Source organism: Enterococcus hulanensis (assembly GCF_005405485.1).
GTDB classification, from domain to species: domain Bacteria; phylum Bacillota; class Bacilli; order Lactobacillales; family Enterococcaceae; genus Enterococcus_A; species Enterococcus_A hulanensis.
The window spans coordinates 26,153-43,772 of the sequence record NZ_BJED01000001.1 but is presented as its reverse complement, the minus strand read 5'-3'; the positions used below and the strand labels follow the sequence as shown (position 1 = coordinate 43,772).

General features: G+C 40.8%; 13 protein-coding genes. 2 read left to right on the top strand and 11 right to left on the bottom strand.

Annotated features, from left to right (window positions below; translation table 11 throughout):
* Window positions 1-4 precede the first annotated feature (4 nt).
* The 4 genes from FFR60_RS00170 to FFR60_RS00155 all read right to left on the bottom strand — a co-directional run bounded on the left by FFR60_RS00170 (window position 5) and on the right by FFR60_RS00155 (window position 5,093).
* Window positions 5-664, bottom strand: a complete 660-nt coding sequence (locus tag FFR60_RS00170; RefSeq protein WP_137662484.1) for a WxL domain-containing protein — start codon at window positions 662-664, stop codon at window positions 5-7.
* A 37-nt stretch (window positions 665-701) separates the two neighbouring features.
* Window positions 702-1,094 (bottom strand): EF2685/EF0750 family sortase-dependent surface protein, encoded by a 393-nt coding sequence (locus tag FFR60_RS00165; protein ID WP_137662483.1) that lies wholly within the window; start codon window positions 1,092-1,094, stop codon window positions 702-704.
* A gap of 8 nt (window positions 1,095-1,102) precedes the next feature.
* Window positions 1,103-3,772 carry a pectate lyase-like adhesive domain-containing protein gene (locus tag FFR60_RS00160; RefSeq protein ID WP_137662482.1) on the bottom strand — a complete coding sequence of 890 codons (2,670 nt, stop codon included), beginning with the start codon at window positions 3,770-3,772 and terminating at the stop codon, window positions 1,103-1,105.
* Window positions 3,773-4,424: 652 nt separating this feature from the next.
* Window positions 4,425-5,093, bottom strand: a complete 669-nt coding sequence (locus tag FFR60_RS00155; RefSeq protein ID WP_137662481.1) for a cyclic nucleotide-binding domain-containing protein — start codon at window positions 5,091-5,093, stop codon at window positions 4,425-4,427.
* A 91-nt stretch (window positions 5,094-5,184) separates the two neighbouring features.
* Between FFR60_RS00155 and FFR60_RS00150 the strand changes: the two genes are divergently transcribed.
* Window positions 5,185-5,784, top strand: a complete 600-nt coding sequence (locus FFR60_RS00150; protein ID WP_137662891.1) for a YczE/YyaS/YitT family protein — start codon at window positions 5,185-5,187, stop codon at window positions 5,782-5,784.
* A 39-nt stretch (window positions 5,785-5,823) separates the two neighbouring features.
* On the opposite strand, the gene FFR60_RS00145 is transcribed toward FFR60_RS00150, so the two are convergent.
* From FFR60_RS00145 to FFR60_RS00125, 5 genes are all read right to left on the bottom strand, one after another.
* Window positions 5,824-6,972: a cation:proton antiporter gene (locus tag FFR60_RS00145; protein ID WP_137662480.1), complete on the bottom strand. Its 1,149-nt coding sequence runs from the start codon at window positions 6,970-6,972 to the stop codon at window positions 5,824-5,826.
* Between the two features lie 136 nt (window positions 6,973-7,108).
* On the bottom strand, window positions 7,109-8,518 hold the full coding sequence (locus FFR60_RS00140; protein WP_137662479.1) for a glycoside hydrolase family 1 protein: 1,410 nt from the start codon (window positions 8,516-8,518) through the stop codon (window positions 7,109-7,111).
* Window positions 8,519-8,549: 31 nt separating this feature from the next.
* Complete coding sequence (locus tag FFR60_RS00135; RefSeq protein ID WP_137662478.1) at window positions 8,550-10,397, bottom strand: beta-glucoside-specific PTS transporter subunit IIABC; 1,848 nt, start codon at window positions 10,395-10,397, stop codon at window positions 8,550-8,552.
* A 121-nt stretch (window positions 10,398-10,518) separates the two neighbouring features.
* Complete coding sequence (licT, locus tag FFR60_RS00130) at window positions 10,519-11,352, bottom strand: BglG family transcription antiterminator LicT (protein WP_137662477.1); 834 nt, start codon at window positions 11,350-11,352, stop codon at window positions 10,519-10,521.
* 264 nt (window positions 11,353-11,616) lie between these two features.
* Window positions 11,617-11,958, bottom strand: a complete 342-nt coding sequence (locus FFR60_RS00125; protein WP_137662476.1) for a type II toxin-antitoxin system PemK/MazF family toxin — start codon at window positions 11,956-11,958, stop codon at window positions 11,617-11,619.
* A 442-nt stretch (window positions 11,959-12,400) separates the two neighbouring features.
* Here FFR60_RS00125 and FFR60_RS00120 point away from each other — a divergent pair, with 442 nt between their 5' ends.
* A complete protein-coding gene (locus tag FFR60_RS00120) occupies window positions 12,401-14,011 on the top strand; it encodes a carboxypeptidase-like regulatory domain-containing protein (protein WP_137662475.1) in 1,611 nt (536 codons plus the stop codon).
* Window positions 14,012-14,072: 61 nt separating this feature from the next.
* Here the strand turns inward: FFR60_RS00120 and FFR60_RS00115 are convergent, their stop codons facing one another.
* The gene (locus FFR60_RS00115; RefSeq protein WP_212741890.1) at window positions 14,073-14,249 is read right to left on the bottom strand and encodes an HAD family hydrolase; all 177 of its coding nucleotides are present in this window, start codon (window positions 14,247-14,249) and stop codon (window positions 14,073-14,075) included.
* Between the two features lie 24 nt (window positions 14,250-14,273).
* The gene (locus FFR60_RS00110) at window positions 14,274-17,372 is read right to left on the bottom strand and encodes a hypothetical protein (protein WP_137662474.1); all 3,099 of its coding nucleotides are present in this window, start codon (window positions 17,370-17,372) and stop codon (window positions 14,274-14,276) included.
* Between the last annotated feature and the right edge of the window lie 248 nt (window positions 17,373-17,620).

The following is a 17,620-nucleotide window of genomic DNA, read 5'->3' as shown; positions in this document are numbered from 1 at the left end:
TTATTTAAGGTACGTTTTTTAAACTCCAAGTCAAGGAAGTTTGATATTTTTTTGCATATTTTACTGAACTGCCGGGAACGGTCAGTTGAACCGAGCGCCCGCCACTGGACTCATCTGAGCCAAAGCGATAGAGCCATGTGCCGATCCCTTTTTCACTGTTGGCAGTCACGACATCGATCTCCGCATCCAACGGCATTTCGATCGTTGTGCTGGCAGTCGGCGCATAAGTACTTGAAAGATTTGAAATCATTTCGCCATTTTTGAATTGCAATTCGGCACCTTCAAGCTTTTGTGCTTCTGACGTTTGAAACTGTCCATTCTGCTTCACACTCAATTGCCACCCGGCTCCGGTTCCTCGAACATCCGTCATCTGAACATAATTGGGACCTTTTTTCTTTGTCCCGTCAAAGTCGGTATATTCTTGCGGAAGAGCATAGTAGGTTTCATTTTTAGTAGAAATCGCTTGATTGCCAAATTGAAAACCGGAGGCAAAATCGAGCGAAAGGCTTCCGCCAGTTCCGGCAGGCGGCCCTGTTGGATCAGTAGGATCAACGGGTATCACCGGTTTGGTGGGATCTGGCAGCAGTGGATCAAGCGGTTTGATTGCTGACCCGCCGCCGCTTTGATAGTTCATATGCGTGTTTGTATCCTCGGCCTGCGCCATGATTCCGCCGGCAAAGGTTGAAAATAGGAGGAGAAAACTAACAAATCGTATTTTTTTCAGTGTTCTCCACCTCCTTCAGTTTGAAAAAGAGAAGTGCCAATAAGGCAACACCAAGCAATGAAGTCAGCCCACTAGAGGTATCTCCCGTCACCGGAAGAATGGCTCCCTCACCTTTATAAACAGGTAATGTACTTGCCAACCTGCTTGACGCAGCAGGTGCTGCTGGTTGGACCGTCTCATTTGCCGCTTCACTATCAGCTTCTGTTTTTTCAGCCGGCTTTTCCTTTTCAGGTTCTTCTTTTGGGTATTCATATTTTCCATAAAACGCTGTGACTCCGTTACTATCATAATTAGCTTCTGCCGCAAAGACAGGCACAGTAGTAAAGAGCACCAGCATCATCAATAAACTATTTATCACGAATCGTCTCATCTACTCACCTAATTTCCTGGGACATCTTCTAGTTTCCATGACAATTTTCCTGAATAATCGCCTACACGTTGTTTTTCGACTGGGACCGTCAGCTTAAATCCGTTGCTGCCTTGCCAATCGGCCGAGATATTCTTCGACCCGTCAGCAGTAAATTCTCCCGACTCAACGATTTGCGTCGCTGTCGTGATCTGCTTTTCGCCTAATTGAGACGTGTAGTAAAGCGCATCCCCAAGTGAAATCGTGCCGTTTTTTAATTCTTCTGATTGGTTCAAGGTCAATCGCCATGGTTTTTTCGCCCCGCCGCGGGTATCTGAAACGACCAGCTCACCACTGATCGTTGGCCGATAGTTTTCGGTCTTGTTCGATACTTGATTGTCTCCAAACTCAAGACCGTCTGGAACCGAAGCTAAAGACAGGTAACCGACCACAGTAGCTTTTGTTGCTGCTTTGAAGGTTGCGTCACGATAGGTCATATCATTTTTAGGATTGATATTCCCGATTGCGTTATTCGTGCTTGGTCGCTCGGCTTCACTGAGGCCTGTAATCAAGCCGCTTTGATCTTGTAAGAAGAATTGGAGTACATCATCTTTTACAAGGTTCAAGCTGGAGATATCGATCTCCCATTTTCCATCCGCGCCGACCAGCTGACCGGCAATTCCCGATGGCTGATCATTAACGGTTAATGTTATAATACTGTTAGGCTCCCCAGTTCCCGTTAGTTTTTTAGTAGTACTTTGGATGGCGTCCGAATGGTCTACTTTAGCGGGTTCTGGTGGTGTTGCATCAATAACAGTTGTTTCGATTGGATCTGGCGTGATCCACGGTCCTCGTTCAGCAATACCAGAAATTTTTTCTCCGGCTTTTTGAAACTGGATCGGATCATTTGTATCTGAATAGGATACATAGCCGTTGGCATCTGTTGATAAATCGGCTCTAACGTTTCCATGAGTGTCCGTCAACGTGACCTTCGCCTGATTTTCTGAGGCATAGACTGGAATATACTTGATCTCCCCTGCGACCAAGCCGTTGTTATCAGGAACCTCCCCAATAATCACGCGCCCTTTGATCGTCTTATCCGCATCAGTCACCGCCGTCCATTCGATCTTTGGATTCTGATTCATCCCCGAAATCCGTCGATAATTCGCTTGCTTAAACTGGTCTAATCCAGCAACCGGTGTCGTAACGACCTCTCTCGTACCGCTTCCCACAACATTCAAATTAGGAACTTTCGCATATGTTTCACTAGAAGGTCCTAAAACAGGAATACCGACCTTCCATAAATCGATATCTGAATCGGAAATCGCGAAAGTGTTAGCTGAATAATTGATATAAGCAACATTCACAGCGGTCTGACTATTATTCAAATTTCGCAAGTCATATTGAGCGGGACTGTTTAAAATAAATGAATTTCCTGTGCGAACTACGCTCCCCGTTCCAAGCCCATCAGCCGAGATATTTATCAATGGTTGATTACTTGTTCCGATGACATAGAAATAGCTGCCTGGTTCCGCATTTAAATAGGTATTATTGTTACTAAAGGCTACTACCGAACCTGATGTTTGTTTACTCGTCAAATTCACGATTGCGCCCTTTTTAATCGTCATACCGGCGCCCGCATCGTCAAAACGTACCGCATTTCCTGGCATATCAACGTTGTAGGTACTATTTTCCCCAACAGTCAACGAAAGATAATGGTGATACACAGCGGGATATGTTCGACCAGAGGTTTGTGTTTGACCAACATCAACACGACAATTTTTTCCTATCGTAAATTCTCTGGAAGCCCCAGTAGAACCAGCATTAGCTGCTTCGTTATACCAAAAAACTGAAAAATCATAATAGTTTACGTTTCCTTTATAAATTGTTCCGTCTTCCATAATGAGACTGCCCAAATAGAAGTTTTCTGCACGAGTATTGATATTCATATTTCCATAAACTCTTACTTCTGAATGAGAAGCCCTAGCTAACCGCTGTACACCCGATTCTGTAGTGATGTTTCCAAAGCGATATTTCCACTTAACACCATTTGCAGTAATCAAACGTGTACCAACGATATCTTCAGAATAAGCACCAGCATAATTTTGGTTTAAAATGATATCATGCATTTGGAAATATCCTATAGCATTTTTCGGCGAAGCAAGATAGATCGAGGAATCCTTAAAATTAACGCGATAGCCTTGCCCGTCAATTTCTAAATCATTTTTCCTTGCATAAGTGGAGAGTCTAACATCCGAGGCGTTGGGATTATCAAAACTAGCGGTTAGCGTAATTTTGGTAATATCCTCGTTTAGAATCGCATTCACAAAATCTGTCCAATTACTCACCTCAGCCTCATTAGCAGCCAGCAACTCAGCATCGGTCTTCATAGCCTTTTGCACATCATCCTTCGTTTCTGAGCTTTCGCTTTCTTGATCTTTGGCGGATGAACTTTCTGTCATGCTTTTTGTTTTTTCCGTTTGTTCACTTTCAAATTTTGACTCAGAATTGTAGCTTTCTTGAATATTTTCTTCCGTTGAAGTGGTATTGGTAGTCGCTTCTATGTTTTGTTTATTACTCTGCTCTATTTTGTCAGTCATATTTGACGAAGAAGTTGACGCCTCTTTAGCCTCTGCGATAAAAATGTTGCTATTCGGAAGCAGAATGATTAATAATAAAAAAAATATTCTCCGTCGCTTCATCTTTTTCTCACCTCCTTCACATTCAAAATCCTAACACATCAAAAACCCATTTTTTATAATTATTTTTAAAAAATTTGATAATTAACTTATAATAAACCGATTATTAATACGTTTTTTACGAAACCAAAGCAATACATTGATAATTTTAATTTAATAGATAATGAGCGTTACATTACAATTGTGTTCGATAAGAGTTATGCTTCTACTAACAGAAATATAACGCTTAAATAACACCGTCTTTTGTTTGGTTTTAATCTATTGGATGAATTAAGACATGTAGACCAAAACTAATACCTGCTAATTTTTAAAAAACAAAAATTTTAAGTTTTTAAAAAGTTTTTAACCAATTCGATTGAAAGTTCAATCCATTTTATAATTTTTTTATTATTCATTTGATATCTTAAGTATACGGAGAAATAGTTTTTTTTAAGATCAACAATTTCATGGAAGACTGAAGTTATTGTGCTTCATTTAACAATCTGCATCTTCTTTAAGCGACCTGCTGGTAATCTTTATAAAAAGCTAAATAGCCGAACGACCTTGTACTATCATTCTTGATAGCTGCAAAGTCGTTCGGCTTTTGTTTTGTGGTTGTTTGTTCATGAGACGAGTCCGTCTCTTTCACAAACCAAGTGTCTATTCTTCATGTTTTTTAAGCATCATTCCCCGCTCGAATCAGCTCATGAAGCTTCTTTTGATCGATTAAATATCCGCCTTTATTTTTTTCAATATACTCATTGTCCCGCAGGTATTTGAAAGTGTGTGTTAAATGGCGGTAGCTGACGCCTAAATAATCGGCGATCTGTGTATTGTTTTCGCTGTATTGATCGTTTACGGCAACTTCTACTAATAATGCCGCTAGACGATATTTTAACTCAAAGGTTTGAGCATTTGAAAAATGCGTCATTCGCAGCAGAAGTTTTTTTCCGATGTACTGAGCGATAAAGGTCGGAAATTCGGGCTGCTTCATTAAAGTACTTTCCACCACTCCCAGCGGAATCGCCAAACAGCGAACAGAATCGATCGCGATCACATCTTTAGGCGTTGCTTCTGCCTTCACCAGCGTCAGCTCCCCAATAAAATCACCAGTCTCAAGAAACTGCAGGATCAGGTTCTTTCCATTCGGTTCCTGTTGAATGATGCGGGCTTTTCCTTCCAATATAATATAGAGATAATCAAGTTTAGTCGTCTGACTAACGATTTTTTCGTTGCGGTCATAGTCGATTACGAAGCTTTGCTTTAAGATCGACTTAGTCAAAAATGGCAGCTGCAGGTGGTTCAAGCTGTGCTTGTTTGATTCATCATAGTTTTCTTTTTTCATTTTTTCTCCTAATTAGGCTATATCTCCTAGTTGTCATTTTTTATTTCCGGCATACTCATCCTATCAATTAGTTATCGGAGGAACAATCATGATGAATCGAAAAAATTTAACTCTTTCCTTTTTTTACTATCTGCTGAGTGCTTTTGGGATCAGCTTGACATTGAAAGCCAGCATCGGCGTCAGCAGCTTCAACTCGCTGAATGCTACATTGGCTGAATTTAGCCAGATCAAAATCGGGACTATCACTGCTATCTTGAATTTCTTATTTTTGATTGCCTGTTTGCTGCTAGATCGGCAGCCTAAGCTGAAAAACTATCTGACGATGAGTATTGCTTTATTGTTTTTCGGCTCAGCAATCAATCTGTTTACCTATTTTGTTTTCCCGCTTTTTACGCTCCATTCCTATCTGTTAAAATGCCTGCTGTTCATTTTGGGGACGATCATCGCCGGGATCGGGACAGGAAAAGTTTTGAAGTATCAGCTGCTTAAATTCCCGATCGAGACCTTTTGTTTATTTTTAGCCGAACGAACCACTCATAGCTTCAAGTTTTACCGCTACAGCATTGATCTATTCTGTATCGCGATCGCTTTGCTGCTGACTTTTATCTTCCATTTGACCCTGATGGTGCGAGAAGGTACGGTGATCAGCTTTCTCTTATTGTCCCCCGTGATCTCTTTAGCCAAAGACTAAAGAAATAGCCTGCCACGCTTTAAACGTGACAGGCCTTTTTTATGAATACAGTTTTTTCGTAAAATATTTTAGTAAAAATGGCGACGATAAGGTCGTAAACAGGATGACCAAAATAATAGAAGAATAGTGTTTTCCAACTACTAAATGCGCCTGAAAGCCCAGTTGCACAATGATCAGAGCCATTTCTCCGCGAGAAACCATCCCTGAACCCACCATTAAACTGCTTTGATTCCCAAAGCCCGACAGCTTTCCACCGAGAAATCCGCCCAAAAGCTTTGAAAAAATGGCGATAGCGGTAAAAACAATGATAAACAGCAGCTGCTTAGTCAGACCATCAAAGGTCACTTCCAAACCGATACTGATAAAAAAGACTGGAATAAACACGGCATAACCGATCGCCTCAATATTGTAACGCACATCTTTCCAGACATTCGTCTGACCAATCGCAATCCCGCAAGAAAACGCTCCGATCACTGAACTTAGTCCGATGAAATCAGCCAAATAGGACATACTCAGACACAACGTCAAAGAAACGATAATCACAGAAGACTGAGCAAATATTTTTTTACTCAACTCCATCAAATAAGGCGCCCCCCAGCGAATCAAGAAGAAGACCGCGATGAAAAAGAGAACCTGCGCGATCAGCATGAAGCCAAGAGATCGGTCGCTGGTACTTTCAACTCCCAATAAGGGCATACACAGACTAACGATCAAGACCACCAAAATGTCATCAACGACTGCGGCTCCTAGAATCGTCGAACCTTCCTTCGTGTTGACTGCTTTTAATTCCTTCAGAACTTCGACCGAAATACTGACAGACGTTGCCGCCAAAATCAACCCAAAGAAAAAGGACTGGTTAAATGGGATATCAAAGAGATTGCCACTGCCGGTTCCCAGTAACAACGGGAATAGAATCCCCAGCAAAGCCACGTACACCCCCGGCCGAAAATACTTTCGCAGCAGCGGCAAGTTACTTTCGATCCCTGCAAGAAACATCAGTAAAATGACTCCGATCTCAGAAAAATCCGTCACCAGAATATCCGGATGGACGATTTTCAGTCCCCCATTTCCCAGCAGAATACCCACGAGCAGCTGCCCGATCACCGCTGGTATACCGATTCTTCGCGAAAAATGGCTCGCAACAGTGACACTCACTAAAATCAGACACAAAACACCAATAAACTCCATCTCTTCGCCTCCACAATCGCAAACTAAAAACTAGCGTTAATGCAATTGTATTCGTTTACATGACGGAAGTCTATCGGAAAAATGGAAAAAAGAATCCACCTCTCATATCTCAAGAGGATGAATTCCTTTTCTTCAATTATTTAATTAATGAATCCCCATTTGAGGCGATTACTTCTTTGAACCAGTCAAAGCTCTTCTTTTTGTAGCGTTTCAGTGTGCCTGTACCATCGCTGTTTCGATCCACGTAAATCATACCATAGCGTTTTTTAATTTCTGCTGTGGTGAAACTGATTAAATCGATGCAGCCCCAAGAAGTGTAGCCCATTACAGGAACACCGTCTTCAATCGCTTCTTTGACCTGAACCAAGTGATCGTTCATATAGTCGATTCGATAATCATCAAAAACAGTTTTTTCGCCATTTTCCAATGTCACTAGATCATCCACCGCTCCTAGACCATTTTCAACAATGAAAACAGGTTTTTGGTAGCGATCATATAAGATGTTTAAGTAGTAGCGTAGACCTTTTGGATCAATCTGCCACCCCCATTCGCTCGCCTTTAAATATGGATTTGGTATCCCACCAATAATGTTCCCTTCACCAGCTACCTTGGTTGGATCATCCGATTCACAAATGCTCATGTAATAGCTAAAGGAAACAAAATCAACGGTATGCTTCAAATCTTCCAAATCCTGTTGCTGGATATCTAGCTGAATATTGTTTTCCTTAAATATACGTTTAGAGTAGCTTGGATAGTATCCGCGCACCTGCACGTCTGAGAAGAAAAAGTTTTCTCTCTCGGTAGCCAAAGTCTTTAAAACGTCTTCGGGCTTGGGTGTTAGCGGATAGACCGGTACTCCTAAAATCATACAGCCAATCTGCGCTTTAGGGATGATCTCATGACATGCTTGGACTGCGCGGCTACTAGCAACTAACTCATGATGGATTGCTTGAAAAATATCCTGTTGCGTTAGTTTTTCTTTTGGAGTATTGATTCCACCGCTAAGAAATGGTACATGCGTAATTGAGTTGATTTCATTAAATGTTAACCAGTATTTGACTTTATCTTTGTAACGATTAAAAACTGTTCGAACATAATGTTCAAAGAAATCGATCATTTTCCGGTTACGCCAGCCGTCATATGTCCGTGTTAAATGTAACGGGGTTTCATAGTGAGACAGCGTAACTAAAGGTTCGATTCCATATTTCAAACATTCATCGAAAACCGCATCATAAAAAGCCAACCCAGCTTCATTAGGCTCTTGTTCATCCCCTTGCGGAAAAATTCGCGCCCAGGCGATCGACAAACGGAATACTTTGAATCCCATCTCTGCAAAGAGGCGAATATCTTCTTTATAACGGTGATAAAAATCAATGCCGATTAATTTTAAATTGTCTTCCATCGGTGCTTCAGTAGGTGCTTCATGCCAGCCTTTTCGCGTAACATCCTGCACAGTTAAACCTTTTCCATCTTCTAAATAAGCCCCTTCACATTGATTTGCGGCAACTGCTCCGCCCCATAAAAAATCATTTGGAAATCTACTCATATTTTATTCTTCCCCCAGTCGTTGATCCAACTTAAATCACGTACAGAATTGCTTCTTCATAATCTGCTGTTTTCATTTCATCCTTTGGTACGACATCAATAAAGCTATCGCTATTTGTCACCACGATCGGAATCACGGTGTCATAACCAGCAGCTTTCACAGCCGCAAAATCAACGGTTAACAGTGGCTGCCCTGCCTTAACCCTATCGCCAACTGCAACAAGACTTTCAAAATACTTGCCATTCAATTCCACCGTATCAATTCCGACATGAATCAGCAGTTCCATATTCGCCTCACTAGTCAAGCCAATCGCATGCTTCGTTGGGAAAAGAGCAGATACTGTTCCATCAAAAGGCGCAACGATCGTATCTTCTTCAGGGATGATTGCAATTCCTTGTCCCATCACTTTACTGGAAAATGCTGAGTCATTGACCTTCTCTAAAGGAATAACTCTGCCCTTCACAGGTGCTAAAACTTTTTTGGGATCACCGCTACCGCTTTCGACAACTTCTAAAACAGCAGTTTCTGTTGTAACTTCCTCATCAATACCAAAGAACCATGTAAACATAAAGGTGATAATGATTGAAGCAACAGCTACGATACACGCATTGATAAAGTTTCCATCGACGCTCCCATTAATAAACTGCGGAAGTGCCACAAGTGATGGCACCGCAAAGGCGTACGATTCCACTCCAGTAATTCCCATAAAGATTCCGCATAAGCCACCTGCAATCATCGCTGCGTATAATGGTTTTTTGTATTTTAATGTCACACCATACAAAGCTGGTTCAGTCACCCCTGCTAATAAAGCTGAAATTCCCGCTCCTAAGGCTACCTGTTTCAAATCTTTATCTTTAGCCTTCATTGAAACAGCCAATGCTGCCGCACCTTGAGCGACATTCGCCGCAAGCATAGCTGGTAAAATTAAAACATCTGGTGAGGCTGGAGAGGCAATCAAAAAGATTGGGGCAAACGCCCAATGCATTCCTGTCATAACAATTAACGGCATGAAAGCTGCCATTAAACCTAGGGCTAACCAACCAGCCTTTGCTTGAATCCAAATCACTGCTGCCGATAAACCTTGTCCTGCAAATGTGCCTAATGGACCAACGACAACAAGTGCGATTACACCTGATAACAATAAAACCAGTAAAGGCTGCAAAAGATTCTTCATCACAGCTGGAATAATACGATTGAAAAACGCCTCAATGTATTTCATCAGCCAAACCATGATCAAAATCGGAATAACCGATGAACCATAACTCGCCAATGTGATTGGTAACCCAAAAATGTCTATCGGATCACCTGCTGTGACCATCGTAGCAAAACTCGGATGCAGCATTATTCCACCTACCGCAACAGCTAACATCGGAGTTACGCCAAATTTTTGTGCAGCGGTAAACGCTAGCATCACAGGCATAAAGTAAAACGGCGCATCACCAAAAAAAGTAAGAACTGCATACGTAGAAGATGTTTCATTTAATATTCCTAATAAGGGCAAAATAATCAATAAAACTTTGATCATTCCACCGCCTAACAAAGCCGGAATCAACGGAGACATGCAGCCGGAAATCGTTTCTACTAAATGTTCAAATATATTTTTCTTTTCCGTTGAAGCAACAGGTGCTGAGCCAAAATCCCCCAGCTTGCTAAATGCACGATAATAATTCGCTACATCATTCCCCATTATCACCTGATATTGACCGGCCTTTTTCATTACGCCCATAACACCTGGAATGGTTTTGACTTTCTCATCGTCTACTTGTCCTTGGTTTTTTAATGTTAAGCGTAACCGAGTAACACAATGAGTCACTGTTTGAATGTTCTCACTGCCACCAACGGCATTATAGATTTCTTTTGCTGTTTGTTGATAATTCATTTATTTTCCTCTTTTCTAAATATGATCACTGATCTGCTACCACCTTGAATTCGCAAAAAAAGACCTAAAGCTGCCTTGATGACAAGCTCTAGGTCATGCTCCGATGGGATAACAATCCTAGTTACAAATTTTTAGTGATTCGTCGAATGTGTGCAGTTAAGTAAAGTAATTCGGTTGAACTTAATTCATACTCAAAGTCCTGTTGCACGTACTTTTTGATTTCTAATGCACTGGCGTATTCACCTTCATATTTATGTTTCAATGTGTTTAATAATTCCTCGTCTTCATCATCATAGTGGTCTCCTGCCAATAATCGCTGGGCAAAAAACTTCACATGGGTGATGAAACGATAATAATCCAACGAATTCTCATCAAATTCTGTCCGATAATGATTTTTGATGATCGTCTCGATCCTTTTGGTAATCTCTGCGATCTCGTAAGCAAGATCCCAAGATTTATCCATCTCCGCATTTACAAAATGGATTGCGATAAATGCTGCCTCATCAATCTCAAAGGATATTCCCAAATCGTTCCGAACAACCTCAATAGCCTTCTCGCCAACGGCATATTCATCGGGATAAAAACGTGCGATGTCCCAACGAAGCGGATTTTTCAAAATCAATCCTTCTTGATATCGATCGATGGCTGAATGAATGTGGTCAGTCAAGTTAACATAGATAATCTCATTCAAATTCTTACCTAATTTGATTTTGCCAAAATTGATAATCTTTTCCGAGACCAAAATATGCTCCATCGGCACATTGATCAATAATTCAGTAAATTTACTTTGAGTCTCTTTATCCCTCAGTAAAAAGGTTTTTTCGATCTGCTCCATGTCGACCGCTTGACCCTTCTTTTTACCAAAAGCAATGCCCTTCCCCATCAACAGCACATCGACACCTTTGCTGTTGGAAGAAATGACGGTATTATTATTTAACACTCGTTTTATGATCATAAAATATTTCCCTCGCTAGCCACAAAAAAAGCCCATTTACGTACACGACAACTGTGCGGTAAATAGGTCCTGCTCACATAAAGTGATAACATCCAACAATTTTCTATTTGCTTCTCACATGCTTACCCGAAGTAATAACATCAAGAACTTATGGAAAGGTTATCATAAATCAATAAGGATTGTCAATCTGTTTATAATCATTTTCTCACAAATATTTTCCTCTTACTTACCTTAATATTTTTTACTAGAACTCTCTCGAAACACTTAATAGAGTACTTTTAGCCTTGCGATACACTCTTCAGTAAAGTCTGGAGGAGCTGACTCAACGAATTTGAATTTGCATGTTTCTAAATCTAGTATCCGATGGTGTTCAAGAAGTACTTTTCCATGGAGATTCAGTTCCTTAGGTAAAGGCAGGTGTAAGGGAAACTCCTTCGAATTACTGGTAATTGGAGCAACCCCAAACATATAATTTAAATATTTGATAGATTTTGTTAGAACAATACAGGGTCTGTAACCTCTCTGCTCATGTCCTAATGTTGGATCAAAATCTAAAAATAGGATATCGCCCTGTTGTAGTTCAAAATATGTTTTATCCTTCTCCAACTAGAGCAGCTCCCTTCCTACTGGCTCATCCCATTCGTATCGATCGTCGGCATTCAGAGCTGTTCCATCATAGTCAGCAAAAAGCTCATCAATTGTTTCAGGATGATTTTTTTAGGTGTTAAGACTATTTTACCGTTATCAACAACCATTCTTAAACCTAATTGCTTGTCTGATAAACCAAGGGCGGCCATTTCGTCTTTGGTTACGTAAAAGTACTTCTGTTTTGCTGAACGAATATTTGCCAGAAAATATTTTTAAAGTAATTATAATTCAAATATATAATTTAATTCAAAAAAATATTATCACTTATTAAACGTTAGCAAATATTGATTTATCCCTTACCGATTTATGATGGTCCAATCGATTATTTTCGAGTTATATTAAATTTGAAACAGACCGTATTCGTTTAAAAATGAATTATTTTTATAGGGGAGTGATTATTTTGAAAAGATTTAGAAAGGTACTAACTATTGTATTTCTTGTTGGTTTTACGGCTCTCTTGGGGAAATCTACGGCTGAAGCACTTACGAGTACTCAGAGTGCAGTTATTTTTGGGCCTGAAGCTACGAATGAATTCGGACATGTTCTTTATTTTCCAAACTCGTTGTCTAGTCGATTGGAGCGGGACTCCTTGAACCGAGTAAGAGATTTTTATCGCGAGGATTTGTTTGCTACATGGACAATGCTTACTCCAACTGAGGAACCAGTTGTACAAAGTATTGAAGGAGATTCCTTTAAACTGATCTTGTTATTCCGGGATACGAATGTTCCCGACAGCCCTCAAACTATTTCGTCAATAGAAGATTTCAGAGATAAAGGCGTTGATTTCCATTTCTATACGACCGATGACGGTATCACCTTTGATGATAAGACGGAGCTTTTGATGCAGCATGCTCATCCTGAGGATTACTATGAATTTCCAGGAACCTTTATGGGTTATCGAATCGAAATGATAAAAATTGATACAGGTGAAAGACTTAAATCTGATTTTGATGCAATGACAAATTGTTCAATTAACTTGGATCTTAGCCAAATGACTACTGAACAGCTTACTGGACAAGTCGGTTTAACAAGTTGGTTGGATACACAAAGACCAAACAATGCTCCAACTGCGAATTATCAAAATATTTTTGTGATTCAGCCAACAATTGATGGCCAAGTAAACTATCAAGAGCTTTCATCATCCGAAGATTCACCTGCATGGTCCGAATCAACTGCTTTTGAAGATGTTTGGGTAGATTTAGTTGAACATACTGACTCTGGAGACATTGTTGTCGCTAGTACAAAAACTGATGCAAATGGAGGGTTTAGTTTTTCTAATTTGGAGGGAGAAAATTTTACCATTTCAAATACACAAAATGCTCTGAGCATTCAGGTTCGGAAAGATGGTTATACCGGCTGGATCGTTCAAGATGATACGCCCACATTAAAAGAAGAACTAGAGGTCAACGTTGGAAGATTAACCGATATTGCACGTCATTCTGGAAACTATACTTTGGCATTTTCCAGAACAACCTGGAAATCACCCTTTGACGAACTTAAAGATGAGGGTAAAAATGCTACCGGAAATAAATTTATTTTGACAGAAGATTCAACTACACCAAGTACTACTGAACCAAGTACTACTGACTCTAGTACCACCGACTCTAGTACCACTGACTCTAGTACCACTGACTCTAGTACCACTGACTCTAGTACCACTGACTCTAGCACCACCGATTCTAGTACCACCGACTCTAGCACTACCGACTCTAGCACCACCGATTCTAGTACCACCGACTCTAGCACTACCGACTCTAGCACCACCGATTCTAGTACCACTGACTCTAGTACCACTGACTCTAGTAAAATGATCCCAGGTCCATTAGGATCGAATGATGACCCGCCAACAAATGGAAACAAGGGAACATTCCAAGAAATCAACTCAACAGTAGGCAAAAAGAATTATCCTATTACAGGAGAACAAACCTCACCATTGTTGATCGTAGTTGGAGGTATCCTTTTGGTTTTCTCATTACTTTTGATGAGACAGACAAGAAAAGCAAGTAAATAAATCGTTTCCTTCAGTGAATCAAAAACGGAGACTGCCGATTCGTTTGGCAGTCTCCGTTTTCTTATATTTGAAGTAACTCTTCAATAGCTATTTCTGTTAAATCAGTAATCACTCGATCCGCACCTTTTAATTGCTCTGCCTCTCCGATCCCGATTGCATACATTCCACAGCCTTTAATCCCGTCGATACCAGCCTGCGCATCTTCAAAGCCGATCACCTCGTTTGGTTGAAGGTCCATTAATTCTGTAGCTTTGATAAAGTTTTAACTTTTTTTGTACCTTTTCTTCCAATAAAGAGTCAATACTGCTAGCAGCCCTATTCCAACCAGTATCATATTATAAGAGGTTTCGTCTCCTGCTTTTAGTAATGATTTAGGGCGTGTTTTTACACTAGGCTTTTCGACTCGTACAGCTTTTGATATCTGCCCGGCTTGTACTTTAGTGTTTTGTGTCTTATTGGCTGGTTGCTTTGGCACTGGCTTGCCAGCAGAAGGCTTCTCTGACGGGCCAGTTGGTACGTTCTCTGTGCTAGTGCCGATGATTTTTTCGATACTTGCACTCGCAAATCTTTGTTTTTCATTGCTGCTTGAGTAGCGAATCTCGTAAGTTCCGGCGGATAAATTCGAGATCACACCTGCTTTTGTTCCTTGGTGCCATGCAGAAGTGCCTGATATCCGATATTCCATGTCCGCTGTGATCCCTTTTAACTGACCATCTTGCTTCTTCTGTCCGCTGACATTGATGGCTTGAATCACTTTTGTATCTATGACGGGCCGCGCCTTAATCATTAGCTTTTGTGGATCGCTATTCAAACTATCCTTGCCATCGCCGACCTGAATAATCGTGATGTCCTTACCAAACATCTCTGGAGGGATCGCATAGCTTTTTATTCCCTTAACTAAATATTCTTTACCATCTAGAGTTAATTGATATGTTGCCGACACATCTAGACCATCGAGCGTTTCTCCTTCATAGTTAAGGCTTAATTGCGGCGTTTTGGCCTTTGGCACACCTGCTTTTATCTCTCTTGTTATCGGTAAGCTCGCAAACTTTTGTTCCGCATTACTGCCTGCTTGGCGGATCTCATAGGTTCCCGGAGACAGATTTTTGATGGTCCCATCTGTGGTTCCTTTTAGCCATTTATTAGAGCCAGTCCTGCGGTATTCCATAGTAGTAAAAATACCCGTCAAACGACCATCCTTCGCTCCACCATAGGTCTCATGATCAACTGATATCGTCTTTCCATCAAGAGTTTGGCGTTTTGGAATGACAAATTTCTGCACATCGCTTGCAACAGATATTCCTATCTGCTCTTCGATGTTTATATATGTCCATGTGTCAAACATTTCTTCCGTGATTGGAACCTCTAGATTTTTTGGCTGTGGGGCATAAATCCAATGATCTATGACATAAGAAGCTGTCTTGTACTGCTCATTAAGCAAATAATCGTAAAGCAGTTCTCGTTCATAATCTATTTTGATTTCTGGCTTGATTTTCTGAATCAACCCATTGGCAAGATCCACCTCGATGATCTCACTGGCAAACATTCGTTGTCCAGTGTCGCCTTTGTAGCGTATCTCATAAACTGCTTCTGGTAGATGTTCAACAGTACCGTGAGTTTCTCCATCAAGCCAATTAGGAGAACCTTTTTCTCGATACTGCGTATTTTTGAAGACATTTTTTAACTTGCCGTCTCCAGCTCCAGGACTCGTTTCTTTGATAGCCGTGAATGTTTCGGCGCTAATATTAAAGCGTTGATCCAAATAAATATCCTGCACTTGACTATCCATGAACTCTGCCGAACGCGCTTTTCTAACGATACGCCATTTTTTTCCTAACATCTCCTCGGTGAGTTGATAGGTAGACTGTCCGGGAGTAATCACGAGCGACTTGTTCAATTTCTCTCGAAGTGGAAAGACGGGAATTTCTGTCAGCTCATAAGTAGCAGCTGGATCTAGCTTCAAAAACTTCTCATTCTCGTAATCAATGATAAACGCAGGTGCTTCTTCTCGCTCTAAGCCAGGTTTGATGGTTTTTTTAATAGACAAGCTGGCAAATTTATTCCCCTCTTGGTTAGCGGCATAGCGAACCTCGTAAGTACCCGGACCTAAGTTTTCCACTCTATCGTTGGGTGCTCCTTGGAGCCAATCCGTTTCCCCCTGTTTGCGGTATTGCATTTTGGTATCAACACCAATCAGCTTTCCGTCATTTTTATTTTTTTCTGTTTCATCTTCAACCTTTATCAAATTCTCAGGCAATTGTTGGCGGTCCTTAATGGTCAAATTTTGTACTTTACTTTCTTGCGTTGTTAGCCCGTCTCCCAAACGAACGATCTTCCAGACCTTGCTGAACATATTCTCAGTAATTTTATAACTAGCTACGTTTGAGACAAAGATTATATTGTTAGTATCAAAGCGTAATTCATAAGAAGCCTCTGGATCAAAGCCCTCCAACAGTTCCATTTCGTAATTGATTCTGATAGTCGGTGTTTCTTCACGCTCCAAGCCAGGATTGATGGTTTTATTGATAGGCAGGCTGGCAAATTTATCTCCCCCATGATTAGCGGCATAGCGAACCTCATAAGCACCCGGATCTAAGTTTTCCACTATACCGTTGAGTGCTCCTTGGAGCCAATCCGTTTCCCCCTGTTTGCGGTATTGCATTTTGGCATCAACACCAATCAGCTTTCCGTCATTTTTATCTTTTTCTGTTTCATCTTCAACCGTTATTAAACTCTCAGGCAATTGTTGTCGCCAGCCAATCGTCAAATCTTGTGCCAGACTTTCTTGTGTTGTATGTCCATTTCCCAAACGAACGATCTTCCAGACTTTACCGAACATTTCTTCAGTAATTTTGTAACTAACTACATTTGAAACAGAGATTTTATTCTTGTTACCAAAGCGTAATTCATAAGAAGCTGCTGAGTCGAAGCCTTCCAGCAGTTCTTCCTCATAATTGATTAGTATCTCCGGCGTTTCTTCTCGCTCTATATCTGTATTGATGCCCTTCGTAATCGCAGGTGTTGGTGCTGACGCTTTCGAAACTGTTTGTTTAGTCTCTTCATGAGTTGAAGTTGTCGTTTGCTCTAATGACTGCGAACTGGATGAAGATTTAGCCGTTGGAACAGTGGTACTTGATTGACTGCTCGCACTTGGTTTTAGCACGCTTGCTTGAGATGGTGTAGTAGAATTGCCGTTGTCGGAAACGGTCGTGCTTTCTTTTAAGGCTTCCGACGACACGGCAACCTGCTGACCGTGCGGCTGTTCTGATTCGGTCGTTATTGCCTGTGCACATTCAGCGACCGGTATAGACTGGAAAAGTAACATCAAAACAACAAATAATTTCCCTACATTTTTCTTCAATTTCTTCCTCTCCTTCTTTTCAACTTACCTTTCTTTATCGGCATTCACTGAACAAGAAAACCTGAAAAAGGATGTTTCTCTATCCGTAATACATAGATACTGATTATAACGATTCACTCTATTTTACCGTGAAAAATTAGGAAATAAGTTGTTTTATCCACCCATATTCTTACCGTTTTATAAAATAAATGGGCTTCCTCTATAAAACAAAAGAACCCCAAATCCACCCTCTGCCATCAAGCAAAGTT